Consider the following 23,164-nt stretch of genomic DNA (forward strand, 5'->3'; position numbering starts at 1 on the left):
CGCCGGCGGCCCCTCCTCCCCCCTCCTGGCGGGTGGCCCGGTCCCTCCCTACCGGGGCAGCACCACGACGTACGCGGCGGGATCGCGGTCGCCCGCCGCCATCAGGGCGGTGCGCACGACCGTCGCCTGCTGCTCCGGGCTGTCGCGCAGCTTCCTCGGCGTGATGTGGACGACCGTGATGCCGAGGCGCTCCAGGTGCTCCCGCTTGCGGGCGTACTCGGACCACAGGGCGTCGTCGTCCTGGCGGGGCGCGCGGGTGTCGAGCTCGACCGCCACCGCATGCTCGGGCCAGTACGCGTCCAGCCCGCCGAGGTAGGGGCCGCCGGGCAGCCGCAGGTCGACGTTCCACACCGGGTCGGGCAGGCCGTACCGGGCGACCATGCGGTACAGGCGGTCCTCCGCGCGGGCCCGGCCCTCGGCGAGCAGCGAGTCCACCGCGTCCACCACGTGCGGACGGCTCAGCAGCCGGGCCTCGGTCAGCTCGCGCACCACGGAGGCGGCGTCGCAGTGACCACCGCGCACGGCCTCCGTCAGCAGCCGGCGCACCACCTCGGCGTCGGCGAGCCCGGCCACCGCGTCGGCCACGGCGCGGGGCACGGGAGCCACCGGCAGCCCCGTCACCCGGTCGGCGGCGGGCAGGACGGGCGTGCGGACGATCCGGGCGCAGCCCGCCGAGCGCAGCCGCCGCATCCGGGGGACCAGGACGTCGAAGGCGTCCAGGGACGGCAGCGGCGGCGAGGACGCGAAGCCGTGCAGGGTCAGGGCGGCCAGGCCGGTGATCATCACCTCGGGGTAGTCGGCGGTGTGCGCCCCGGCCGCGCCCGGCTGGGCCGGGACACCGGTCCCCCGCTCCCGTGCCGCGTACATGAGCACGGCGTGCAGCCGCTCCTCGCTGGTCGGCGGCCCCGGGTGGAGCAGGACCACACCCGGCAGGAGCTGCTGCCAGGGGCCGCCGGGCCGGCACTGCTCGTTGGTCCCGGCCGGGGAGACGCCGTGCGCACGCAGCTGGGCCGTCGTCATCACCCGGGGGCGGCCGAGGCCGGACAGCTCGTGCAGGGGGCGGGGGGAGAGCGGGGTGTTGTGCGTCATGCCCCGCAATTTCCCGCGCCCGGACCCGCTTTGAACCGCTGTTACACGTCCGTCGAGGAATGCGGACAACACGGCACTAAAGGACGGATGTTCGGTTGCCGAAAGCCCCTGGTCCGTTCGGGTGCGGACCAGGGGTTACGGGCTGCGGGGCACTCATCTCGTAACGACGGGGGAACACCCCGATCTCAGGCCAAAGCTACTGGTCAGCGGCCTCGTCGCACGCCTGGCCGCGCAGCGCCCGGGCCAGGTCGTCCCGGGACTCCAGCACCAGCCGGCGCAGCGCCGGGGCGGCCTCCTTGTGGGAGTCCAGCCAGGCGTCCGCGGCGTCCAGGGTCGCGCGGGACTGCTGGAGCGAGGGGAACAGGCCCTGCACCACGTGCATCGCGATCTGGATCGACCGCTCCTGCCACACCCGCTCGATCGCGGCGAAGTACCGGTCCGCGTACGGGGCGATCAGCTCGCGCTGCGAGTCCTGCGCGAAGCCCGCGATGGTCGCCTCGACCATGGCGTTGGACAGCGCGTCCGACTCCACGACCTGCGCCCACGCCTGTGCCTTGACCGCCTCGGACGGGCGGGCGGCCAGGCAGCGGATCTGGTGCCGCTTGCCGGAGGCCGTGTCGTCCCGGGCCAGTTCCCGCGCCAGGGTCTCCTCGTCCACGGCCCCGTGCGCGGCCAGCGGCTCCAGGAACGCCCACCGCAGCTCCTGGTCCACGTCCAGGCCCTCGACCGTGCTGGTGCCCGACAGCAGCTCCTCCAGCAGCGCGAAGTCGGCCTCGGCGGTGGCCGTCCGGGCGAAGAACCGCGCCCAGGCCAGCTGGTGCTCGCTGCCGGGCCGCGCCGCGTACAGCTCGCGCCGCGCGCCCTCGGCGAGCAGCCGGGCCGCCGCCTCCCGGCGGGCGGGCGCCGTGTAGTGCGTGACCGCCGACTCGGCCCAGGCGTGCAGCATCTGCAGCACGCCGATGCCCGACTCGCGGCCCGCGAACCGCAGCACCAGGTCGACGAAGTCCCGCGCGGGCAGCAGCGCGTCCCGCGTCATGTTCCACAGCGCCGACCAGCACAGGGCGCGGGCGAGCGGGTCGGTGACCGTGCCCAGGTGCTCGCGCAGGGTCGCCAGGGACGTGGCGTCGAAACGGGTCTTGCAGTACGTCAGGTCGTCGTCGTTGACGAGGACCAGGTCGGGCGCCTCGCTCCCGGCGAGCTCCGCCACGACCGTCCGGGGGCCCTCGACGTCGGTCTCCACGCGCGCGTAGCGCTCCAGCGCGCCGTCCGCCACCCGGTACAGGCCCACCGCGACCCGGTGCGGGCGCAGCTCCGGGTGCGACTCGGCGGCCTCCTGCACCACGGCCAGCTCCTCGACGCGGCCGTCCGCGCCCAGCAGCACCTGCGGCGTCAGCGCGTTCACCCCGGCCGTCTGCAGCCAGGACCGCGCCCAGGCGCTCATGTCCCGGCCGCTGGTCTCCTCCAGCGCCGACAGCAGGTCGCCCAGGCGCGTGTTGCCGTACGCGTGCCGCTTGAAGTAGCGCCGGGCGCCCTCCAGGAACGCCTCCTCGCCGACGTACGCCACCAGCTGTTTCAGGACGGACGCGCCCTTGGCGTAGGTGATGCCGTCGAAGTTCAGCTTGGCGTCCTGCAGGTCGCGGATGTCCGCGGTGACCGGGTGCGTGGAGGGCAGCTGGTCGGCGCGGTAGGCCCACGCCTTGCGCCGGTTGGCGAAGGTGATCCAGCCGTCCTGGAAGCGGGTCGCCCCGACCTGCGAGAACGAGCCCATGAAGTCGGCGAAGGACTCCTTCAGCCACAGGTCGTCCCACCACTGCATGGTGACCAGGTCGCCGAACCACATGTGCGCCATCTCGTGCAGCACGACGTTGGCGCGGCCCTCGTAGGACGCCTGCGTCACCTTCCCGCGGAAGATGAACTCCTCCCGGAACGTCACCAGCCCGGGGTTCTCCATCGCGCCCAGGTTGTACTCCGGCACGAACGCCTGGTCGTACTTGCCGAACGGGTAGGGGTAGTCGAAGTGGTCGTGGAAGAAGTCCAGGCCCTGCTTGGTGACCAGGAAGACGTCGTCGGCGTCGAAGTGCGGCGCGAGGCCCTTGCGGCACAGGGCGCCGAGCGGGATCTCCAGGGTCGTGCCGTCGGCGAACGTACGGGAGTAGGAGTCCGTCACGTAGTGGTACGGGCCGGCCACCACGCAGGTGATGTACGTCGAGATCGGCTTGGTCTCGGCGAACCGCCACACCCCGTCGGCCTGTTCGCCCGCGCCGTTGCTCCACACCGTCCAGCCCTGCGGCGCGCGCACCTCGAAGCGGTAGGGGGCCTTGAGGTCGGGCTGCTCGAAGTTGGCGAAGACGCGGCGCGAGTCGGCCGGCTCGTACTGCGTGTACAGGTACACCTCGCCGTCCTCCGGGTCGACGAAGCGGTGCAGGCCCTCGCCGGTGCGGGAGTACGCGCACTGCGCGTCGACCACCAGCTCGTTGTCCGCGGCCAGGTCCTCCAGGGCGATCCGGGAGCCGTCGAAGACCTCACCCGGGTCCAGATCACGGCCGTTGAGTGAGACGGCCGTCACACTCGGCGCGATCAGATCGGCGAAGCTGCTCGCCCCGGGTTCGTTGCAGCGGAAGCGGATCGTGGTCACGGAACGGAAGGTGCGGGGCCCGTCTCCCGTGACCTCGCCGACCGCGGACCGCAGGTCGAGGGACACCTCGTACCCGTCGACGCTCAGCAGGGCGGCCCGCTCGCGGGCCTCGTCGCGGGACAGATTCTCACCGGGCACGGGCGGCACTCCTCAGGTGTCGGGGGGTACGGCTGAACAGCACCGATCCTGCCATGTGCCCCTGACGCCGGGCAGCCGGGAATGGCGCGGGCGCACGGCGGCGTTCCCGGAGAAACGGTTTCCTGCTGAGGAGAGACATGTCGGACAAGACGCCCGTCGACTTCTGGTTCGATCCGCTGTGCCCCTGGGCGTGGATGACCTCCCGCTGGGTGCTGGAGGTGGAGAAGCTCAGGGACATCGAGGTCCGCTGGCACGTCATGAGCCTCGCCGTCCTCAACGAGGACAAGCTGGACGAGCTGCCCGAGGAATACCGCGACATGCTGGAGAACAAGGCGTGGGGCCCCGTCCGGGTCGTCATCGCGGCGCGGCAGGAGCACGGCCCCGAGGTCCTCGGCGACTTCTACACTGCCCTCGGCACCCGCATCCACAACCAGGGCGAAGGCCCCGGCAAGGAGACCGTCGCGGCGGCCCTGAAGGACGTCGGCCTGCCCGAGTCCCTCCTGGAGCACTGGGACTCCACCCCGTACGAGGCCGAGCTGCGCGCCTCCCACAAGGAGGGCATCGACAAGGTCGGCCAGGACGTCGGCACGCCCGTCATCGCCGTGCCGGGCGCCGACGGCGAGCAGATCGCCTTCTTCGGCCCGGTCGTCACCCCGGCGCCCCAGGGCGAGGAGGCCGCCCGCCTCTGGGACGGCACCCTCGCCGTGGCCTCGGTCCCCGGCTTCTACGAGATCAAGCGCACGCGCACCAAGGGGCCGGACTTCTCCAACCTCTGAGGTTCACGCCGAGGCGCCGGCTTCCGGGTTCTGCAAGTCCTCCGGCAGCCGGCCCCCGGCGGCTTGGTGGTCCCAGGGCTGGTACCACCGGCAGCCCGGCGCGGTGCAGCGCCACAGGTCCGTGCGGTCCGTACCGATGGCCTTTCTCTCCTCGGGTTTGAGCGGTGCGAACACCTGAGTACCACTGCCGTCACACGTCGGGCAGTGCTTGTCCCTGAAGAACATCAGCCCCTCCTCGCCGTCACCGCCGGTCCGGGGAACCGGCACGACGTGCCGACCCCCCTGCGGTAGTACAGCGCGTCCTGCGCGAACGCGTCCCCGAAACCGTCCGGCCCGGCCCCCCGCACGCGCGTTCACCGGCGCCCCCGGTCGCGGGCCCGCGCCGGCCGGTCGGGTGCTCCGAGGCCGAAACGGCCCCGAACCGGCCGCGACAAAGGCCGCGTCGGCGGCCCACGGCGCGTCGGGAACGAGGACCCCGGCGGACACGGCCGGGCGCATGGTCCGGGTCCGGGCCGCCTTCACGCCCCGCCCCGACCGCACCGCGGCCTTCGCGCAGCCGTACGCGCGCCTGGCCGACGCCCTGCACGAGCGCGGCAGGCCGCCGGGCCCGGCCGCCACCCCTGCGTACGGCCGCCTGAACCGGGATACTTCCGCCCCATGAGTACGACCCTCCTGCTGGTGCGCCACGGGCAGACCGTCTGGCACGCCGAGAACCGCTACGCCGGCGTCAGCGACATCGACCTCACCGACACCGGCCGCGCCCAGGCAGAGGCCCTGGGCCGGTGGGCCGCCGCCCATCCCGTCGACGCCGTCTGGTCCTCCCCGCTGACCCGGGCCCTCGCCACCGCCGAGCCGGCCTGCCGCGCCCTGGACCTCGTCCCGCAGCGCGAACCCGGCCTGCGGGAATGCGACTTCGGGGTCGTCGAGGGCCGTACGCTCGCCGAGTTCGAGACGGAGGACCCCGAGTGGGCCGCGGCCTACCGCGCCGACCCGGTGGCCAACTCCTTCCCCGGCGCCGAGGATCCGCGGGCTGCCGCCGCCCGCGGGGTGCGCGCCCTGCGGGAGATCGCCGCCGGCCACCCCGGCGGCCGGGTCCTGGTCGTCGCCCACAACACGCTGCTGCGGCTGGTGCTGTGCACCCTGCTGTCGATCCCCTTGGCCGAGTACCGCCAAAGGCTCCCGCGGCTGCGCAACGCCGCGGTCAGCGAACTGCGCATGCAGCCCGACGGGACCGCCGGTCTGCTGTCCCTCAACGTGCCGTGCGAGCCGGACCCGGCGTAGCGGGCACGGGAAACCCCCGCGAGTCACGTCCTCGCGGGGGTCTCCTTCTTTCCGCCTGCCGTGCGTGAAGGGTGAGAAGACGATCACGAGGCAGGACGCTCGGCGGCCCTCAGGGGGCCAGCAGCAGCACGTCCGCCCGGGACTTGGCGGCCTCGTAGCGCCGGGCCACGTCCTGCCAGTTGACGACGGCCCACATGGCCTCGATGAAGTCGACCTTCTGGTTCTTGTACTGGAGGTAGAAGGCGTGCTCCCAGGCGTCGAAGACGAGGATCGGCGTCGAGCCCTGGCCGACGTTGCCCTGGTGGTCGTAGACCTGCTCGACGATCAGCCGGCCGCTGAGCGGCTCGTGGGCGAGCACGCCCCAGCCGGAGCCCTGGGTGGTGGCGGCCGCCTTGGTCAGCTGGGCCTTGAAGCCGGCGAAGGAGCCGAAGGACGCGGTGATGGCGTCGGCGAGTTCGCCCACGCCGTCCTGGGCCAGCGGCTCGCCGCCGCCGTCCTTCGGGCCGGTCATGTTCTGCCAGTAGATGCTGTGCAGGATGTGCCCCGACAGATGGAAGGCCAGGTTCTTCTCCAGCCCGTTGATCGAGCCCCAGGTCTCCTTGTCGCGCGCCTCCGCCAGCTGCTCCAGGGTGTCGTTGGCGCCCTTCACATAGGCCGCGTGGTGCTTGTCGTGGTGCAGCTCGATGATCTCGGGGCTGATCACCGGAGCGAGGGCCGAGTAGTCGTACGGGAGCTCGGGCAGCGTGTACACGGGCATGGGCGGGGATCCCCTCCGGACCTGTTATTGCAATCTTCTTGCAACTGCACGCTAGCAGCAACAGGGCGGGTGTGTGGGGTGCGGGCGCGCGAAAAGGCCCCCGCGGTGTCGCGGGGGCCTTCTCCGTACGGGAGTCCTAGCGCCGGGCGCGGGCCCGCTGCCAGGCGTAGCCGACGGCCGCGAGGACCAGGATCATGCCGCCCGTGGAGTACAACTGGACGCGCGTGTCCGGCTCGCGGGCCATCAGGACGAACACGGCCGCCATCCCGGCCAGGGCCACCCAGGTCAACCACGGGAACGCCCACATCCGCACGGCCAGCCGCTCCGGCGCCTCCCGCTCCAGCCGGCGGCGCAGCCGCAGCTGCGAGACGGCGATGAAGATCCACACGGCCAGGATGACCGCGCCGATCATGTTCAGCAGCCACGCGAACACGTCGTCGGGGCGCCAGTAGCTCAGCAGCACGCACAGGAAGCCGAAGACCGACGACGCCAGCACCGCGACACGCGGCACACCGCCCGAGACCCGGCCCAGCCCCCGGGGGCCCTGGCCGCGCTCCACGAGCGAGTAGGCGATGCGCGAGGCGCCGTAGACGTTGGCGTTCATCGCGGACAGCAGCGCCACGAGCACGACCACGTTCATCAACTGGCCGGCACCCGGGATGCCCAGTTCGTCGAGGGCGGCGACGTACGGGCCCTTCTCGACGACCTCCTTCGAGTCCCACGGCACGAGCGTGACGATGACCGCCATGGAACCGATGTAGAACAGCGCGATGCGCCACATCGCGGTGCGCACCGCGCGCGCCACGCCCTGGACGGGGTTCTCCGACTCGGCCGCCGCGATGGTGACCGTCTCCAGGCCGCCGTAGGCGAAGACCGAGGCGAGCAGGCCGATGACCAGGCCCTCGCCGCCGTTGGGCAGGAAGTCGGTGAGGTTGCCCGCGCCGGGCGAGTCGGTGCCCGGCAGGACGCCCAGGATCGCCAGCACGCCGAGCACCAGGAACAGGCTGATCGCGGCGACCTTCAGCGCCGCGAACCAGAACTCGAACTCGCCGAAGTTCTTCACGGCCGCGAGGTTGGTGCCGCAGAAGACGACCATGAACAGGGCCACCCACAGCCACTCCGGGGTGCCCGGCAGCCAGCCGCTGACGATCTTCGCGGCGCCGATGCCCTCCAGGCCGACCGCCGTGCACAGCAGCACCCAGAACGACCAGCCGGCGGTGAAACCGGCCCAGGGACCGATGGCCCGCTCGGCGTGCGCCGAGAACGAGCCCGAGGAGGGATGGGCGGCCGACATCTCGCCCAGCATCCGCATCACCAGCATCACGAGGAGGCCGGAGAGGGTGTAGGCGACGACGATCGACGGTCCGGCGGCGGCGATGCCGGCACCGGAGCCGACGAACAGGCCGGCGCCGATCACACCGCCGAGGGCGATCATCGACAGGTGGCGCTGCTTCAGGCCGTGGGAGAGGGAGACGCCGTCCGTGCCGGTCGGCGTCTCCTGGGTGGTGCTGCTGGGCATGGGCGCGGCTCGTCCAATGCGTGAGGGGCGTACGAGGGCAAAAACGCCGCCAGTCTCGGATGCCTCCCCGCCCCCGCGAAGAGGCATCCCACCATGTGGACGTGCCGGTCGCTCGGCGTGGTCAGGCGGCGACCGGGGTGTAGTGCGAGGCGTCGCCCTCGATCGCGTAGCTCTCCTTGCCCTCCACACCCACCGGGACGTCCCCGGCGACCGTGACACGGTGCAGCCGGCGCGGCAGGCCGTCGTAGTTGTCCACGGCGTAGTGCTGGGTGATGCGGTTGTCGAACAGCACGAGCTGGTTCGGCGACCAGCGGTGGCGCAGCACGTTCTCCGGCCGCGTCACGTACGCCTGGAGCAGGTCCAGGACCTTGCGGGACTCGCCCGCCGACAGGCCCACGATCCGCTGGGCGAAGCCGCCGATGAACAGGCCCCGCTCCCCGGTCAGCGGGTGGACCCGGACGACGGGGTGGACCGTGCGGTACGTGATCGACGTGAACTCGGCACGCCGGGCCGCCTGCTCCTCGTCGACGTCCTCCTCCGGTACGGCGTAGTCGTAGTCGTTGGTGTGCTCGGCCCACAGCGTGTCCGCCAGGCGCCGCAGGGAGTCGGGCAGGTTGCGGTAGGCGGCGGCCGAGCTGGCGATGAGCGTCTCGCCGCCGTAGGGCGGCACGGTGATGCTGCGCAGGCTCGTGGCCTGCGGCGGGTTCAGGACGAAGGTCACGTCGGTGTGCCAGTGGTTGGCCGCCCGGCCGCCCTCGCTGTCGACCGGCAGCACGTGCGGGGCGCCGTCGACCGCGGCCACCGTCGGATGGGCGGTGGTGATGTCCCCGAAGTGCCGTACGAAGGCCTGCTGGCCCGCGTCGTCCAGCCCCTCCGCGTCGAAGACGAGGGCCTTGTGCGCGTTGAGCGCCTCACGCAGGGCGGTGGAGGTGTCCCGGTCGAGGGGCCGGGTGAGGTCGACGCCCTCGACGCGGGCGCCGATGTGCGCGGTGACCTTGTGGATCTCGATGCTCATGGCGGATTTCCTTCCGGGTGGGTCAGACGAGTGCGGGGGAGAGGACGTGCTGGTTGGCGGGGCGCGGCAGGCCGTAGCGCCCCCGCAGGGTGGTGCGGGCGCCGTACTCGGTGCGCAGCAGTCCGCGGGCGCGCAGCAGGGGGACGACGTGGTCGACGAACGCCTCCAGACCGGACGGCAGCACCGCGGGCATGATGTTGAAGCCGTCGGCGGCGCCCGAGGTGAACCACAGCTCGATGGTGTCGGCGACCTGCTCGGGCGTGCCCGCGAAGGTGAGGTGCCCGCGGCCCCCGCCGAGCCGGCCGATCAGTTGCCGCACGGTCAGCCGGTCGCGCCGGGCCAGCTCGACGACGAGCGTGTACCGGCTCTTGGCGCCCTCGATGGCGCTCTCCGGCGGCAGGTCGGCGGGCAGGGGGCCGTCCAGGTCGAGGGTGCCCGGGTCCAGGCGCAGCAGCCGCTCCAGGTGCCGCACGCCGTGCGTGGGCACGATGTGGTCCTCCAGGACCCGCTCGTGCGCCCGGGCCTCGGCCTCGGTGGAGCCGAGCACCGGGACGATGCCCGGCAGCACCTTGAGGTGCCCGGCGTCCCGGCCGGCCGCGACGGTGCGGGCCTTGAGGTCGGCGTAGAAGGCCCGCGCGTCCTCGATCGTCTGCTGCGCGGTGAACACCGCCTCCGCGTAGCGGGCCGCGAACCGCTTGCCGTCCTCGGAGGAGCCGGCCTGCACGAGCAGCGGGTAACCCTGCGGCGAGCGGGGCACGTTGAGTGCCCCCTCGACGCTGAAGTACCGGCCCTGGTGCCGGGGCGGGTGGATCTTCGCGTCGTCGCCCCACACGCCCGCCGCCTTGTCGGCGACGACCGTGTCGTCCTCCCAGCTGTCCCACAGCTTCAGCGCCACGTCGAGGAACTCCGCGGCCCGCGCGTACCGTTCGGCGTGCGCCGGCTCGGCGTCCAGGCCGAAGTTGCGGGCCGCGTCCGCACCGGCGGTGGTGACGATGTTCCAGCCCGCCCGGCCGCCGCTGATGTGGTCGAGGGAGGCGAACTTGCGGGCCAGGTTGTAGGGCTCGTTGTACGAGGTGGACGCCGTGGCGATCAGGCCGATGTGCTCGGTGGCCGTCGCCAGCGCGGTCAGCAGCGTGATCGGCTCCAGCGCGCCCGCGGGCCGCTGCCCCACGCTGCTCCACAGCTGCGGGCCGTCGGCGAGGAACAGCGAGTCGAAGGTGCCCCGTTCGGCGATTTGCGCGAGCCGCACGTAGTGCGCCAGGTCGACGCTCGCGTACGGGTCGCTCTCCGGCAGCCGCCACGACGCCTCGTGGTGCCCGGTGTTCATCAGGAACGCGTTCAGATGCAGCTGTCCGCGGGTCATCGGTGGTCCTCCGTGACTCCGAGCGCGGCCAGCAGCCGCTCCCGGTACTCGCCGAGCAGGGGGTCGCGGTACGACCGCGGGTGCGGGCGGTCGATGGTCAGGTCGAGGCCGATGCGGCCCTTCTCCAGGACGAGCACCCGGTCGGCGAGCACGATCGCCTCGTCCACGTCGTGGGTGACCAGCAGCACCGAGGGCCGGTGGCGCTCCCACAGCTCCCTCAGCAGGCCGTGCATCCGGATCCGGGTCAGCGCGTCGAGCGCGCCGAACGGCTCGTCCGCCAGCAGCAGTTCCGGCTCCCGCACCAGAGAGCGGGCCAGGGCGGCACGCTGGGCCTCCCCGCCGGACAGTTCGCCCGGCCAGGCCCGCTCGCGGCCCTTCAGCCCGACCTCCTCCAGGGCGGCCCGGCCCCGGCGGCCGGCGTCCCTGCCCTCCGCGCCGAGCAGCACGTTGTCGAGGACCCGCCGCCAGGGCAGCAGCCGGGAGTCCTGGAAGACGACCGACACCCGCTCGGGCGCGGCCAGCTGCCCGGAGCCCGCGACGCCGTGGTCGAGCCCGGCGATGGCCCGCAGCAGCGTGCTCTTGCCCGAACCGCTGTGCCCGAGCAGGGCCGTGAGCTGCCCGGCGGGCAGGTCCAGATCGATGCCGTCCAGGACGGTGCGCCCCTCGAACGACCGGGTCAGGCCCCGCAGTCGCACGGCCGGACGGGTCAGCTGCTCAGTGTGCGGCGCCATGACAGCACCCTCCGTTCGATGATGCGGACCGCGCTGTCGGAGACCAGCCCGAAGACGCCGTAGACGACGAGGCCGACGAGGATCACGTCCGTCTGGCCGTAGTTCTGCGCCTGGAACATCAGGTAGCCGAGGCCGCTGGTGGCGTTGATCTGCTCCAGGACCACCAGGCCCAGCCAGGAGCCGGTCACGCCGAGCCGCAGCCCGACGAAGAACCCGGGCAGCGCCCCGGGGATCACGACCTGCCGGATGAACCGGTACTTCGACAGCCCCTGCACCTCGGCCAGTTCGACGAAGCGGCTGTCGATGCCGGACAGCGCCGCGTGCGTGTTGAGGTAGATCGGGATGTAGACGACGATCGCGATGATGGCGATCTTGAAGGTCTCGCCGATGCCCAGCCACAGGATGAACAGCGGGATCAGACCCAGGGTGGGGATGGCCCGGTTGAGGTTCACCGTCCCGTCGATCAGCGCCTCGCCGGTCCGGGTCAGCCCCGAGGCCAGCGCCAGCAGGATCCCCACGGTCAGGCCGATCGCGAACCCGCTCGCCGCGCGCCGCAGCGAGGTCAGGATGTCGTCGGGCAGCGTGCCCTCGGTCCACAGGCGGATGCCCGTCTCCAGCACCGTCCACGGCGCCGGTATCGCCCCGGTGTCGAGCAGCCCGGCGGCCGAGGCGCCGGTCCACAGGGCGAGGACGGCGACCGGCCCGGCCAGCCGGGCGGCGGGCAGCCGCCGGCCCGGGGCCAACCGCCGGCGCCTGCGCACCTGGCGCGCCTCCTCCACCGGCGCGAGCGGCGCGGCGGCGGCCGGCGTCGTGTGCGTCGTCGTGGTCATCGCGGTCACCTCCGGTACTCCGCCGGCACGGCCTGGGCCGCCAGGGACTCGAAGCGGTGGTCGAAGAGCCCGGACACGTCGAACTTCTTCACGAACCCGCCCTCGGCCAGCAGGTCCGCGGTCTCCTGCTCCCAGCGGATCGCCTCGTCCCAGCGCGGCGGGAACAGCGGCTTGTTGGCCAGCTCGGTCACCGCCTTCGCCTGGGCGAGGGTCAGGTTCTGCGTCCCGACGTAGAACCGCTCGTTCCACTCGTCGGGGTGCTCGTAGGTCCACACCTGGCTCTTCGCCCAGTGCGGGATGTAGGCGGCGACCGCGGCGGCCTTCGCCCGGTCGTTCAGCACCGCCACCGGCGCCCAGAGCAGACTGAGCAGGTCCACCACGTCGGTCGTGATGGTGCGGGCCGACGTGTACTTGCCCAGGTACGCCGGTGCCTGGGTGTTGGCCAGCGGCGCGATGTCCACCTGCCCGGACTGCAGGGCGGTGAGGAACTGGTTGCTGGTCAGCGGCACCAGCTCCACGTCGTCGTACGCCAGCCCCGCCTTCTTCAGGGCCCGCAGCAGGACGACGCCCTGCGCCTGGCCCTGCGAGAAGGCGAGCCGCCTGCCCCGGAAGTCCGCCACCGCGCGGATGTCGCTGCCGGGCTTGGTGGCGAACAGGTAGTTGGGCTTGCGGGTGATGTTGATCGCGACGATCTTCGCGTCGAAGCCCTGGTAGTGGGCCTGGATCGGCGGGATGCCCGCGTTGTTGGCGACGTCCAGGGACTTGGCGCGGAAGGCGTTGATGACATCGGGGCCGGCGCCGATGTTCAGCCAGTTCGTCACCTTGAAGGGCAGGTCGTCCAACCCGGCCAGCTTCAACTGGAGTTCCTGGGCGTTCTGGTACGACGCGATCTTCAGGCCGGTGCCCGCCGGGACCTTGGTGGCCAGCGGGGCGTCGGAGGCCGGTTCGCCGGCCGCGGCACTGCTGTCCGCGCAGCCGCTGAGCCCGGCCGCGGCGGCCGTCACGCCGAGCAGCGAGGTCAGGAACAGACGCCGGTCGACACCGGGAACGGGGGGCGAGGGCATGGGAGGGCTCCCTGGGTATGAAGGCGGCACAGCACGCGGAATTCCGGGCCGGGAAAAGGCGGCCGGGAATTCACGGGAATGTCACAAAGGAAGGAGAAGGCGCTCCGCGAAGGGGCGCCGGGGGCGCGTCAACGGGTCAGCAACAGAGGGTGCGACAGCTCGTGAGCGGGCTCATGAACAGGATGTTCCTGGTCAGCGGCCCGGCCTGTCAACATTCCGAGTTTCTGAATTAAATAGCCTCAGGTGGCGTGCCCAGCGGATCCCGGTAGAGAACGTCGAGCGCCACCGAACCGCCCGCGACGGCCGGCACGGAATCCGTGAAACCGATCGGCGCCACGGTGTCCGCGCGCTCGGCTCCGACCTCCGCACGCAGGGCGGCGAGGCAGTCCTCGCGGTGCATGGCACCGATCTCCGTCACCACCACCCGCTCGGGGTTGAGCACGTCGAGCAGCAGCCCCACCGCGCGCCCCACCCGGCGTGAGCGCTCCCGCAGCAACCCGGCCGCCACGGTGTCACCGGCGGCGGCCGCCGCAACCACGTGCATCGGGTTCACCCCGTCCGCGACTCCCGCCTCCCGGGCCCGCCGGCACAGCGTCCGCTCGCTCAACTCGGCCTGGAGGCAGCCGGATCGGCCGCAGTCGCAGGGCTCCGAGCCGCCCGGCGCCGGCAGATGGGCGATGGCCCCGGCCGCGGAGCGCGGCCCGTGGTGGACCTCGTCGTGGGTCGCGAACGCCGCGTCGACCATGTTGCCCGCGAACAGGTGCAGCACGCTCCGGCTGCCCCGCGCCGGACCGAACAGCCGCTCCGCGTTGAGCAACGCCCGGGCGTGCCCGTCCACATGGACCGGCAGGCCGGTGTGCGCGGCCAGCAGGTCACGCACCGGCACCTCGCGCCAGCCCAGCAGGGGATGCTCCACGACGGTGCCCGAGTCCCGGTCCACCCAGCCGCCCGCCGCGAACCCGACCCCCAGCGGCCGGCTGCCCCGGGCCCCGGCGAACAGCGCCGCCAGCCCGTCGGCGGCCCGGGCCAGCACCCGCGCGGGACCGGCCCCCTCGTGCTTCAGCTCGCGCCGGGCCAGGACCCGCCCGCGCAGATCGAGCAGCGCGACGGTGGTGTGGGGCACCGCCACGTGCACCCCGGCCACCACGAACCGGGAGCCGTCCAGGTCGACCGGCAGGTGCGGCCGCCCCACCCCCTTGGACCGCAGCGGCACCGCGGACTCGCGGATGAGGCCCGACTCGGCCAGCCGGGCGCAGTAGTCGGTCACCGACGCCGGCGACAGCCCGGTCAGCCGGGCGATGGTGCTGCGCGCGACGGGGCCGTGCTCCAGCACGGACCGCAGGACGACGCTGGCGCTGGTGCGGCGCCGGTCGCTGTCGGCGACTCGGGGGATGGGGGACGTCAGAAGGGGAGCCGCGGTACGGGGCATGGGAACTTCCTGGGGCCGGTCCGACACTGTGCCGTCTGGATCGGCGGGCCGGAACCGTGCCGCCCCGCCTCACACCGGGCGGCGACAGGTGGCCGTGCCCTGGCGGCGCAGGTCGACGTAGCGACGCTGCGAGAAGTACCGGGCCTGGGCAACCATGGGCGAGACGCTAGCAAAACGCCTCCGCGGCGGACAGGGCGTGCCCGACGGGCGAGACACCGCCGGTGAGCACCCGCGCGGCCGGCGCCGGTCTTTGGGGGAAACCTACAGCGGCCTCTTCGGTGGCCGGCGTGCTGCGGGCCACCTCAACTCAGTGACCGGCGTCACGCCGCACCCGCGGCAGACGGCGTCCTTTGTCCGGAGCCGACCAAGGGCCGCCTCATGCCTTTGTCGAGCGCTGACGGTGATCGGCGCGAGGGCGCTGGGATAGCGTCACGGTGTCCCACCCGCCCTCACCCCCGCGGAGTCCCCATGAGCACCGCCGCCGCCACACCCGCCAGCACCGGACAGGTCCTCGCCGACCTGCTCCCTGCCTCCCGTGTCCGGGACGCGGCCCTCGTGCTCGGCGGCGCCGCGCTCACCGGCCTCGCCGCCCAGCTGTCGGTGCCGGTGCCCGGCTCCCCGGTGCCGGTGACCGGCCAGACCTTCGCCGCGCTGCTCGTCGGCACCTCGCTCGGCGCCGGCCGCGGCCTGCTCGCCCTCGCGCTGTACGCGGTGGCGGGCGTCGCCGGGGTGCCGTGGTTCGCGAGCGGCACGTCCGGGGTCGCCCCGTCCTTCGGTTACATCCTCGGCATGATCCTCGCCGCGACCGTCGTCGGCGCCCTGGCCCGCCGCGGCGCGGACCGCTCGGTGTGGCGCATGGCGGGCACGATGCTCGTCGGCGAGGCGATCATCTACGCCGTCGGCGTGCCCTACCTCGCCCTGTCGACCGGCATGTCCGCCACCGCCGCCATCGCGGCCGGCCTCACGCCGTTCCTCATCGGCGACGCGCTGAAGGCGGCGCTGGCGATGGGCGCGCTGCCCACGGCGTGGAAGTTCGCCGGCAGGCGCTGACCGCGCAGGACGCCGCAGAGGCCCGCCGGGGATCCCCCGGCGGGCCTCTGCCGTGCGCGCTCCCGGGCGGGACGGCTGCGGGCTCGTCACCGCCGAGACCGCGGGTACCGCCGGTACCGCGGGTACCGCCGAGACCGCGGGTACCGCCGAGACTGCCCGTACCGCCAGTACCGCCCGTACCGCCAGTACCGCCTGTCCCGCCAGTACCGCCCGTACCGCCAGTACCGCCTGTCCCGCCGGTACTGCCCGTACCGCCGGTACCGGCGCGGGCGTCCTGCCGGCGGCGTCCACCGGATGGCCTGGTGGCGGCACCCCCCTGCTCCAGGGCCTCCCTCTCAAGGGCCTCCGCGCTCCCCGTCACGGACCCCGCCCCGGTTCCCACCGTGCTGTGGGCAGCCGCGGCGGGCTGTACGGCGAAGGGCCCGTGACGCGTGCGGAACAGCACGCGTCACGGGCCCGTCCGTTCAGCCGGAACGGCAGGTGGCCGGCGGCTCAGCCGGCCGAGACCTCGTCGCGCCGGTCGGCGGGGACCGCGGCCGCGTCGGCCGGGCGGCGGCCGCCCCGCACCTTCTGCTTCACGAAGGCGATGACCAGCACCACGGCCGCCACCAGCAGCGACAGCAAGATGGTGGTGCGCCCGTCGTGCTCGGTGTCGGTGAGCATGTAGCCGAGGATGAAGACGATCAGCGCGGCCGTGGCCCAGGTCAGGTACGGGTACAGCCACATCTTCACGACGAGCTTCTCCGGCGCCTCGGCCTGGATGATCCGGCGCATGCGCAGCTGGGAGAAGCAGATCACCAGCCACACGAACAGGGCGACCGCACCACTGGAGTTCACCAGGAACAGGAAGACGGAGTCCGGGAACTTGTAGTTGAAGAACACGGCGACGAAGCCGAACGCCACGGACGCGAGGATCGCGGTGCGCGGCACGCCGTTGGAGGTCGTACGGGCGAACGCCTTCGGCGCGTCCCCGCGCTGGCCGAGCGAGAAGGCCATGCGCGAGGCGGTGTACAGACCGGAGTTGAGGCAGGACAGCACCGAGGTCAGCACGATGAAGTTCATGATCTGACCGGCATGCGCGATGCCGAGGGAGTCGAGCGCGGCGACGTAGGAGCCGTCCTCGGTGATGGACTTGCTGTCCCACGGCAGCAGGGAGACCACGACCAGGATCGAGCCGAGGTAGAAGACGGCGACACGCCAGATGATGCTGTTGGTGGCCTTGGTGACGGCCTGCTGCGGGTTCTCCGACTCACCGGCGGCCAGGGTGGCGATCTCGCTGCCCATGAAGGAGAAGACGACGAGCAGCACACCGGTGAGGATCGCGCCGGGTCCGTGGGGCAGGAAGCCGCCGTGCTCGGTGAGGTTGCCGAATCCGGCCTGGTCGCTGTCGACGCCCGGCAGCACGCCGAACACGGCGAGACCGCCGATGACGATGAACGCGCCGATGGCGACGACCTTGATGCCCGCGAACCAGAACTCGAACTCGCCGTAGGAGCCGACGGACACCAGGTTGGTGGCGGTCAGCACGATCATCACGATCAGGGCCCAGGCCCACTGCGGGACGGCCGGTATCCAGCCCTCGAGGATCACCGCGCCGGCGGTCGCCTCGACCGCGAGCACGACGACCCAGAAGAACCAGTACAGCCAGCCGATGGAGAAGCCGGCCCACGAGCCGAGCGCCCGGTCCGCGTGGGCGGAGAAGGAGCCCGAGGTGGGGTTGGCGGCCGACATCTCGCCGAGCATCCGCATCACCAGCACCACGAGCGTGCCGACGAGGGCGTAGGACAGCAGGATGCCGGGACCGGCGGTGGCGATGCCGGAGCTGGACCCGACGAAGAGCCCGGCGCCGATGACACCGCCGATGGCGATCATCGACAGGTGCCGGTTCTTCAGCCCGGCCTGGAGCCCGGAACCGTGCGCCCCGGGTTCCCCGGGTCCTTCACGGTCCTTCTCGGTCGTCTTCGTCGTCGGCTGCGAGGTCATGGAACGGATTTCCTTTGCGCCGGGGAGTGGTACGTCGCACGGCACCGCGCAGGCCTGCGAACGGGGTGTGCCGCGGCATGGCGGTGGTGCGGGGCTCATACGAGCGGTGTACGAGCCGGTCCAGTGAATCGGAGGCGAACGGATAGGAGAACCTTTGAATCCAGATTGTTACTTGAGGTTTTCCTGAGGTTCCGTAATCCATTTCACATTCGGGCCGGGTTTTCCCCGGCACCACCCCGCGCGCCTGCCCCGCATCACCCGTGTCACACTCGTGCCATGCGCGTGTACCTCGGCTCGGACCATGCGGGCTACGAACTCAAGAACCACCTCGTCGACTGGCTGAAGGCGGCGGGGCACGACCCCGTGGACTGCGGCCCGCACATCTACGACGCCCAGGACGACTACCCGCCCTTCTGCCTCCGCGCGGCGGAGCGCACGGCCGCCGACCCCGACGCGCTCGGCATCGTCATCGGCGGCTCCGGCAACGGCGAGCAGATCGCGGCGAACAAGGTCAAGGGCGTGCGCGCGGCCCTCGCCTGGAGCGAGGAGACGGCGGCTCTGGGCCGCCAGCACAACAACGCCAACGTCGTGGCCGTCGGCGCCCGTATGCACTCCCAGGACGAGGCGACGAAGTTCGTCGAGACGTTCCTCGCCACCCCGTTCTCCGGTGACGAGCGCCACATCCGCCGCATCGACATGCTCGCCGCGTACGAGACCAGCGGCGACCTGCCGCCGATCCCGCCGCACCACCCGCAGGCGTAGCACCGCACTGCCGGCCGACGGCCCGGGGACCGCGCACCCGAGCGCTCCCCGGGCCGCGGCGCCGTCCGCAGCGCCGCCCGACGTGCGCCGGACGCGACACCCCCGCTGCGCCCGCAGCCGACCACCGTCCCCCGCGGGATCCCGGCGGCACTGCGGACGACCACCGCCGCACTTGACGGTCCCCGCCGCAGCCGACGGCCCCCGCCGCATCCACCGACCACCGCCGTACCCGAAGACCACCGCCGTACCCGAACACCACCGCCGCGCCCGACGGCCACCGCCGTACCCGACGGCCACCGCCGTACGCCCGTGCCGCGGCCCGGGCCGGACAGACGCCCGCCGGAGGACGAACCCGTGCCGGAAGGCCACACCATTCACCGCCTGGCCCAGGACTACGCCACGGCTTTCCTCGGCAGCGCACCCGAAGTCACCAGCCCTCAGGGCAAGTTCGCCCCGGCCGCCGCGCTCCTCACCGGCACCCGGCTCACCGCCACGGAAGCCCACGGCAAGCACCTCTTCCTCCGATTCGACGGGGCGCGGTGGGTGCACATCCACCTCGGCCTCTTCGGCAAGGTCGGCTTCGGGCCCGCCCCCGGGCCGCCCCCCACCGACACCGTCCGCCTCCGCCTGGAGAACGACACGGCCTGCGTCGACCTCCGGGGCCCCACCACCTGCGCCCTGATCACGCCCCCGGAGAAGCAGGCGATACACGACCGCCTCGGACCGGACCCGCTGCGCGACGACGCCGACCCGGACGCGGCGTACCGGCGCGTCTCCCGCAGCCGTACGACGATCGCCGCCCTGCTCATGGACCAGAAGGTCATCGCGGGCGTCGGCAACGTCTACCGCGCCGAGGTCCTCTTCCGGCACCGGATCGACCCCTACCGCACCGGCAAGGACATCGGCCCGGCCGAGTGGCGGGCGATCTGGGCCGACCTCGTCGCCCTCATGCACGAGGGCGTCCGCAACAACCGCATCGACACCGTCCGCCCCGAGCACACCCCGCAGGCGATGGGCCGCCCGCCCCGCGTGGACGACCACGGCGGCGAGGTGTACGTCTACCGCCGGGCGAACCTGCCCTGCCACGTCTGCGGCGGCGAGATCCGCACCGCCGACCTCGCCGCCCGCAACCTCTTCTGGTGCCCCACCTGCCAGCGCCCCTGACCGGGGCCGGAGGCCGGGCACCCGCCCCGCCTCAGAAGCCGTGGGGCAGCCACGGGGCCGGGCCCCCGCTGCCGAACGCCACGGAGGCCTCCGCCAGCGCACCCTGCCGCAGTTCGCGCACCCGCCCCGCCGCGGCCAGCGCCGTCAGCGGCACGCCCCCGAGGTAGGCGGCGCCCAACTCCCGCACCGACAGGGCGAGATCCGCCGCGTCCCGGGTGCGCTCGCAGGACGCCCCCTTCCGGTCGCCGCTCAGCCGCCAGCGCCCGGCGTTCCACGGGCAGAACGCGTCCTCGACCTCGAGCACCACGTCCACCGGCGCCTGGTACGTCCGCGCCTGGAGAGCCTCCCCGACCTCCACCGGCCGCACGTACAACGAGTCCCGCAGCCGCGGCAGGCACCGCCGTATGTCGGACACCATGTACTGCCAGGGGTCGTCCACCGGGCGTCCGCGCAAGGTGATCTTCGAGGTCAGGTCGATCCCGAACAGGAAGCGCCACAGCGCCGCGTCCGCCGCCGGGTCCAGCGCGATCAGGTCCTCCAGCACGACCGTGCCGTTCGCCCCGGCGAGCTCCCACTGCGGCTTGACGCGGTAGCGCGCGTACCCGACCGTCTCCCCGTCCCGCTCGGCCAGCACGCACTGCAACGGCGACGCCCCGCCCCGCTCACTCTCCGGGTCGAGCACCCCCAGCCGCTCCCAGCCGGGCTGCCGCGCCAGCAGCCCGGGCCGCGTGGGGACCAGCCGGGCGTACAGCGCCTCGCACACGTCGAGGACGTCGGCCGGCGCCGCGAAGCGCACCCGCAGGGCGTCCGTCCCGTCCGGCACCGACAGGCGCACCCTGGTCGTGTCGATCTCGGCGCTCAGGTGGAAGGTGGCCGCCCCGTAACCGAACCGGCCGTAGATCGCCGGCTCCGACGCGGTGAGCACGGCCAGCGGCTCACCCCAGGCGCGCACGTCGTCCAGCTGGCGCCGCATCATCGACGTCAGCACTCCGCGCCGGCGGTGCGTGGCCGCGACGCTCACCATCGTGACGCCGGCCGCCCGCACCGGGGCGCCGCCGGGCACGGTGAGCCGGAAGGTGAACGCCCCGGTCGTCCCCACGCACTCGTCACCCTCCCAGACGCCCAGTGAACGGTCGAACTCGGTCAGCGCGTTCCACAGCTCCCGCTCCTCGGCGGCCTCCGGCACCCCGCCGAAGCCCCGGAGCAGGGTGTTGTACCACTTGTCCCATTCATCCCGCTGCAGCACCCGGGGGCCGGCCGAAGAACCGTTCACATCTGTCGCCATGGGGCCATGCCTACCAGGGCAATGCGGGACGAGCGAGGGAATTTCTCCCGGGCGGCGACGCACGGGCGCACGGTGACGTTCACTGTGAAGTCCGCCCTCGGACGGGGGACAAGTGGGACCTCCCGTGCCAAGGGGCTGGTCCGATGGATAGGGTCCCGAACTAATGGCATCAGGACGAGAGCGGCGGTCGGAAGCCGACACGTTCACGGCCCGGTTGAAGAAGCAGTGGCACCGGGTCCGCGTCGGCGTGCGCCGAGCCGCCGTGGACTACTTCCGCGGCGACGGCTCGGACTGGATCGCCCTGGCCGGACTGCTGCTGACCGTCCCGCTGATCGCGGCGGCCACCCTGGGCAACGCGGTCTGGTTCTCCCCGGCCGCCCTGGTCCTGCCGGTCGTCGTGGGCGGACTGCTGCTGCGCCCGGCCAGCCTGCTCGGCCTGTACGCGGCCGCCGCCACGGCACTGATCGTGGAGTCGGTGCAACTCGGCCCCTACACCGAGGGCCCGTCCCGGGTCACCCCCGGTACCGTGCTCGTCGTCGCGGCCTGCGGCTTCTTCGGGCTGCTGCTCGCCCAGTTCCGCAGCCGGGTCGGCGTGCCCTGGCGCCGCGGCGGCACCATGCTGTTCGACCTGCGGGAACGGATCCGGGTGCAGAGCAAGCTGCCCGGTCTGCCCGACGGCTGGCACCGCGAGATGGCACTGCGTCCCGCGGGCGGCCAGTCGTTCTCCGGCGACTTCGTGGTGGCGGCCCGCACCAACGGCGGCCGGACGCTCGAGGTCGTCCTCACCGACGTCTCCGGCAAGGGCATGGACGCGGGCTCGCGCGCCCTGCTCCTCTCCGGCGCGTTCGGCGGCCTCCTGGGCTCCCTGCCGCCGCACGCCTTCCTGCCGGCCGCGAACGGCTACCTGCTCCGCCAGGACTGGGACGAGGGCTTCGCCACCTCCATCCACCTGGTCCTCGACCTGGACTCCGGCGACTACGAGTTGTACTCGGCGGGCCATCCGCCGGGCCTCCAGCTCAGCGCGGGCAGCGGCCGCTGGGAGGAGAAGGCCGCCGAGGGCCCCCTGCTCGGCGTCTACGACGGCGCCCAGTTCGACCCGGTGAAGGGCTCGCTGCGGCCCGGTGACGTCCTGATGCTGTTCACGGACGGCCTGGTGGAGACCTCCGACCGCGACATCGTCGAGGGCATCGACCGTCTCACCGGCGAGGCCGACCGCTATGTCGCCGGCGGTTTCCACGGCGCCGCCTGGCACCTCATCGAGGCGGTCGCCAAGGACGTCAACGACGACCGGGCCCTGCTGCTGATCTGCCGGGAAGGGCCGACGGCGGCGGCGACCCGCTGACGCACGGCGCCCGGCGGACCCGACCCACGGCTCGGTCATGGTTCTGTGCCACTTCTGTAAGCGACTCGAACCTCGATTGCACGGGCAACTACGGTGTTGGTAGAGATGGTAGGGAGACGTGAGGCCGACCGGGGAGCGGTCGCCGAGGTAGCCCACACGGGGGAGGCGAGTCAGTAGATGAAGTTCGACATGGGTGCGCAGACGCTGTCGTCGTTGCAGCGGGACACGCGTGGTTCGACGGATGATCTGGGTGGTCTGGTCCGGCAGTTGGTGGCGGCGGCGCAGCCGCTGGAGGGGAAGTTCAACGGTTCGGGCCGGGTGATGTTCGACCAGTTCAAGACGCGGGCGGATCGGATCGCGTCGGATCTGAACTCGTCGTTGTCGGCGATCCTGGGTGGTCAGGCGGGGATGGACGGCGCGTTCTCCTCGGGTGATCAGGAGCAGGGTGACAACGCGCGTCAGCAGATGTCCGCGGCGAACTTCGACGCCGCGCGTTTCCGCTGAGGTGCCTGACCGGTCAACTGGGTTCTTTCATTCGGGGAGTGGTGTGTGATGGCAGGCGCGGGTGCGGATCGTCGGTCTTATGACGTGGGTGCGTCGACGGACGCGCAGTCGAACATCCAGACGGTGATCGGTCGGCTGGAGTCGTTGATCGCGGAGCGTGATCGGCAGGTGAAGGCGGCGATGGCGGACTTCACGGCGGATGGCGTGGCGGATGAGTACCACGGCAAGGAGAAGCGGTGGAACAACGCCTCGCAAGAGGTGAAGAACATCATCCATCTGCTGAAGACGACGTTGGAGAAGAACGACGGTACGGCGCAGTCGACGTTGCAGCGGGCGAAGGCGGCCGTGGACAACATCGGCTGAACGAGCCGTTGTTGTCATGTCGTTGAGACTGTTGAGCCGGTTGTGAGTGACGGGGGTTTGTGGTGCCCGGCTGGGATTTGAAGC

The 23,164-nt window shown here is 72.4% G+C and carries 22 protein-coding genes; 9 read left to right on the forward strand and 13 right to left on the reverse strand.

Annotated elements, in window-relative coordinates:
- Window positions 1-48 precede the first annotated feature (48 nt).
- Together ACH4C6_RS22150 and pepN are read right to left on the reverse strand one after the other, a co-directional pair.
- Window positions 49-1,089: a hypothetical protein gene (locus ACH4C6_RS22150; RefSeq protein ID WP_398110310.1), complete on the reverse strand. Its 1,041-nt coding sequence runs from the start codon at window positions 1,087-1,089 to the stop codon at window positions 49-51.
- A gap of 196 nt (window positions 1,090-1,285) precedes the next feature.
- Entirely contained in the window at window positions 1,286-3,862 is a 2,577-nt protein-coding gene (pepN, locus tag ACH4C6_RS22155; protein WP_398110311.1) for an aminopeptidase N, read from the reverse strand.
- A gap of 137 nt (window positions 3,863-3,999) precedes the next feature.
- On the opposite strand from pepN, the gene ACH4C6_RS22160 reads away from it, so the two are divergent.
- On the forward strand, window positions 4,000-4,638 hold the full coding sequence (locus ACH4C6_RS22160; RefSeq protein WP_398110312.1) for a DsbA family protein: 639 nt from the start codon (window positions 4,000-4,002) through the stop codon (window positions 4,636-4,638).
- 3 nt (window positions 4,639-4,641) lie between these two features.
- Here the strand turns inward: ACH4C6_RS22160 and ACH4C6_RS22165 are convergent, their stop codons facing one another.
- The gene (locus ACH4C6_RS22165) at window positions 4,642-4,905 is read right to left on the reverse strand and encodes a hypothetical protein (protein ID WP_398110313.1); all 264 of its coding nucleotides are present in this window, start codon (window positions 4,903-4,905) and stop codon (window positions 4,642-4,644) included.
- A 229-nt stretch (window positions 4,906-5,134) separates the two neighbouring features.
- Here ACH4C6_RS22165 and ACH4C6_RS22170 point away from each other — a divergent pair, with 229 nt between their 5' ends.
- Both ACH4C6_RS22170 and ACH4C6_RS22175 read left to right on the forward strand, forming a co-directional pair.
- Window positions 5,135-5,299 carry a hypothetical protein gene (locus ACH4C6_RS22170; RefSeq protein WP_398110314.1) on the forward strand — a complete coding sequence of 55 codons (165 nt, stop codon included), beginning with the start codon at window positions 5,135-5,137 and terminating at the stop codon, window positions 5,297-5,299.
- Complete coding sequence (locus ACH4C6_RS22175; protein ID WP_398110315.1) at window positions 5,296-5,919, forward strand: histidine phosphatase family protein; 624 nt, start codon at window positions 5,296-5,298, stop codon at window positions 5,917-5,919. The genes ACH4C6_RS22170 and ACH4C6_RS22175 overlap by 4 nt, the downstream gene beginning before the upstream one ends.
- A gap of 109 nt (window positions 5,920-6,028) precedes the next feature.
- On the opposite strand, the gene ACH4C6_RS22180 is transcribed toward ACH4C6_RS22175, so the two are convergent.
- The 8 genes from ACH4C6_RS22180 to ACH4C6_RS22215 all read right to left on the reverse strand — a co-directional run bounded on the left by ACH4C6_RS22180 (window position 6,029) and on the right by ACH4C6_RS22215 (window position 14,627).
- Window positions 6,029-6,676, reverse strand: a complete 648-nt coding sequence (locus ACH4C6_RS22180; protein ID WP_398110316.1) for a superoxide dismutase — start codon at window positions 6,674-6,676, stop codon at window positions 6,029-6,031.
- Window positions 6,677-6,812: 136 nt separating this feature from the next.
- The gene (locus ACH4C6_RS22185; RefSeq protein WP_398110317.1) at window positions 6,813-8,195 is read right to left on the reverse strand and encodes an amino acid permease; all 1,383 of its coding nucleotides are present in this window, start codon (window positions 8,193-8,195) and stop codon (window positions 6,813-6,815) included.
- 121 nt (window positions 8,196-8,316) lie between these two features.
- Window positions 8,317-9,210: a TauD/TfdA dioxygenase family protein gene (locus ACH4C6_RS22190; protein ID WP_398110318.1), complete on the reverse strand. Its 894-nt coding sequence runs from the start codon at window positions 9,208-9,210 to the stop codon at window positions 8,317-8,319.
- 22 nt (window positions 9,211-9,232) lie between these two features.
- Window positions 9,233-10,573, reverse strand: coding sequence for an LLM class flavin-dependent oxidoreductase (locus tag ACH4C6_RS22195; protein WP_398110319.1), 1,341 nt, complete (start codon window positions 10,571-10,573; stop codon window positions 9,233-9,235).
- Entirely contained in the window at window positions 10,570-11,304 is a 735-nt protein-coding gene (locus ACH4C6_RS22200; RefSeq protein WP_398110320.1) for an ABC transporter ATP-binding protein, read from the reverse strand. Before ACH4C6_RS22200 ends, ACH4C6_RS22195 begins: the two co-directional genes overlap by 4 nt.
- Window positions 11,280-12,134: an ABC transporter permease gene (locus tag ACH4C6_RS22205; protein ID WP_398110321.1), complete on the reverse strand. Its 855-nt coding sequence runs from the start codon at window positions 12,132-12,134 to the stop codon at window positions 11,280-11,282. Before ACH4C6_RS22205 ends, ACH4C6_RS22200 begins: the two co-directional genes overlap by 25 nt.
- Window positions 12,135-12,139: 5 nt before the next feature.
- A complete protein-coding gene (locus ACH4C6_RS22210; protein WP_398110322.1) occupies window positions 12,140-13,198 on the reverse strand; it encodes an ABC transporter substrate-binding protein in 1,059 nt (352 codons plus the stop codon).
- Between the two features lie 229 nt (window positions 13,199-13,427).
- Entirely contained in the window at window positions 13,428-14,627 is a 1,200-nt protein-coding gene (locus tag ACH4C6_RS22215; RefSeq protein WP_398110323.1) for an ROK family protein, read from the reverse strand.
- Window positions 14,628-15,095: 468 nt separating this feature from the next.
- Between ACH4C6_RS22215 and ACH4C6_RS22220 the strand changes: the two genes are divergently transcribed.
- Entirely contained in the window at window positions 15,096-15,677 is a 582-nt protein-coding gene (locus ACH4C6_RS22220) for a biotin transporter BioY (protein WP_398110324.1), read from the forward strand.
- A gap of 492 nt (window positions 15,678-16,169) precedes the next feature.
- Here ACH4C6_RS22220 and ACH4C6_RS22225 read toward each other — a convergent pair whose 3' ends face one another.
- Complete coding sequence (locus tag ACH4C6_RS22225; RefSeq protein ID WP_398110325.1) at window positions 16,170-17,660, reverse strand: amino acid permease; 1,491 nt, start codon at window positions 17,658-17,660, stop codon at window positions 16,170-16,172.
- Window positions 17,661-17,936: 276 nt separating this feature from the next.
- Here ACH4C6_RS22225 and ACH4C6_RS22230 point away from each other — a divergent pair, with 276 nt between their 5' ends.
- Window positions 17,937-18,422, forward strand: coding sequence for a ribose-5-phosphate isomerase (locus ACH4C6_RS22230; protein WP_398110326.1), 486 nt, complete (start codon window positions 17,937-17,939; stop codon window positions 18,420-18,422).
- A gap of 354 nt (window positions 18,423-18,776) precedes the next feature.
- Window positions 18,777-19,586: an Fpg/Nei family DNA glycosylase gene (locus ACH4C6_RS22235; RefSeq protein ID WP_398110327.1), complete on the forward strand. Its 810-nt coding sequence runs from the start codon at window positions 18,777-18,779 to the stop codon at window positions 19,584-19,586.
- A gap of 31 nt (window positions 19,587-19,617) precedes the next feature.
- Here the strand turns inward: ACH4C6_RS22235 and ACH4C6_RS22240 are convergent, their stop codons facing one another.
- Window positions 19,618-20,871: a GNAT family N-acetyltransferase gene (locus tag ACH4C6_RS22240; protein ID WP_398110328.1), complete on the reverse strand. Its 1,254-nt coding sequence runs from the start codon at window positions 20,869-20,871 to the stop codon at window positions 19,618-19,620.
- Between the two features lie 163 nt (window positions 20,872-21,034).
- Between ACH4C6_RS22240 and ACH4C6_RS22245 the strand changes: the two genes are divergently transcribed.
- The 3 genes from ACH4C6_RS22245 (at window position 21,035) to ACH4C6_RS22255 (ending at window position 23,080) form a co-directional block, all read left to right on the forward strand.
- On the forward strand, window positions 21,035-22,213 hold the full coding sequence (locus tag ACH4C6_RS22245) for a PP2C family protein-serine/threonine phosphatase (RefSeq protein WP_398110329.1): 1,179 nt from the start codon (window positions 21,035-21,037) through the stop codon (window positions 22,211-22,213).
- Between the two features lie 177 nt (window positions 22,214-22,390).
- Window positions 22,391-22,717: a hypothetical protein gene (locus ACH4C6_RS22250; RefSeq protein WP_398110330.1), complete on the forward strand. Its 327-nt coding sequence runs from the start codon at window positions 22,391-22,393 to the stop codon at window positions 22,715-22,717.
- Window positions 22,718-22,765: 48 nt separating this feature from the next.
- Complete coding sequence (locus tag ACH4C6_RS22255) at window positions 22,766-23,080, forward strand: pore-forming ESAT-6 family protein (RefSeq protein WP_369195632.1); 315 nt, start codon at window positions 22,766-22,768, stop codon at window positions 23,078-23,080.
- Window positions 23,081-23,164: the final 84 nt, after the last annotated feature.

It is taken from the genome of Streptomyces sp. NPDC017943, assembly GCF_044328425.1.
GTDB lineage: Bacteria > Actinomycetota > Actinomycetes > Streptomycetales > Streptomycetaceae > Streptomyces > Streptomyces djakartensis_A.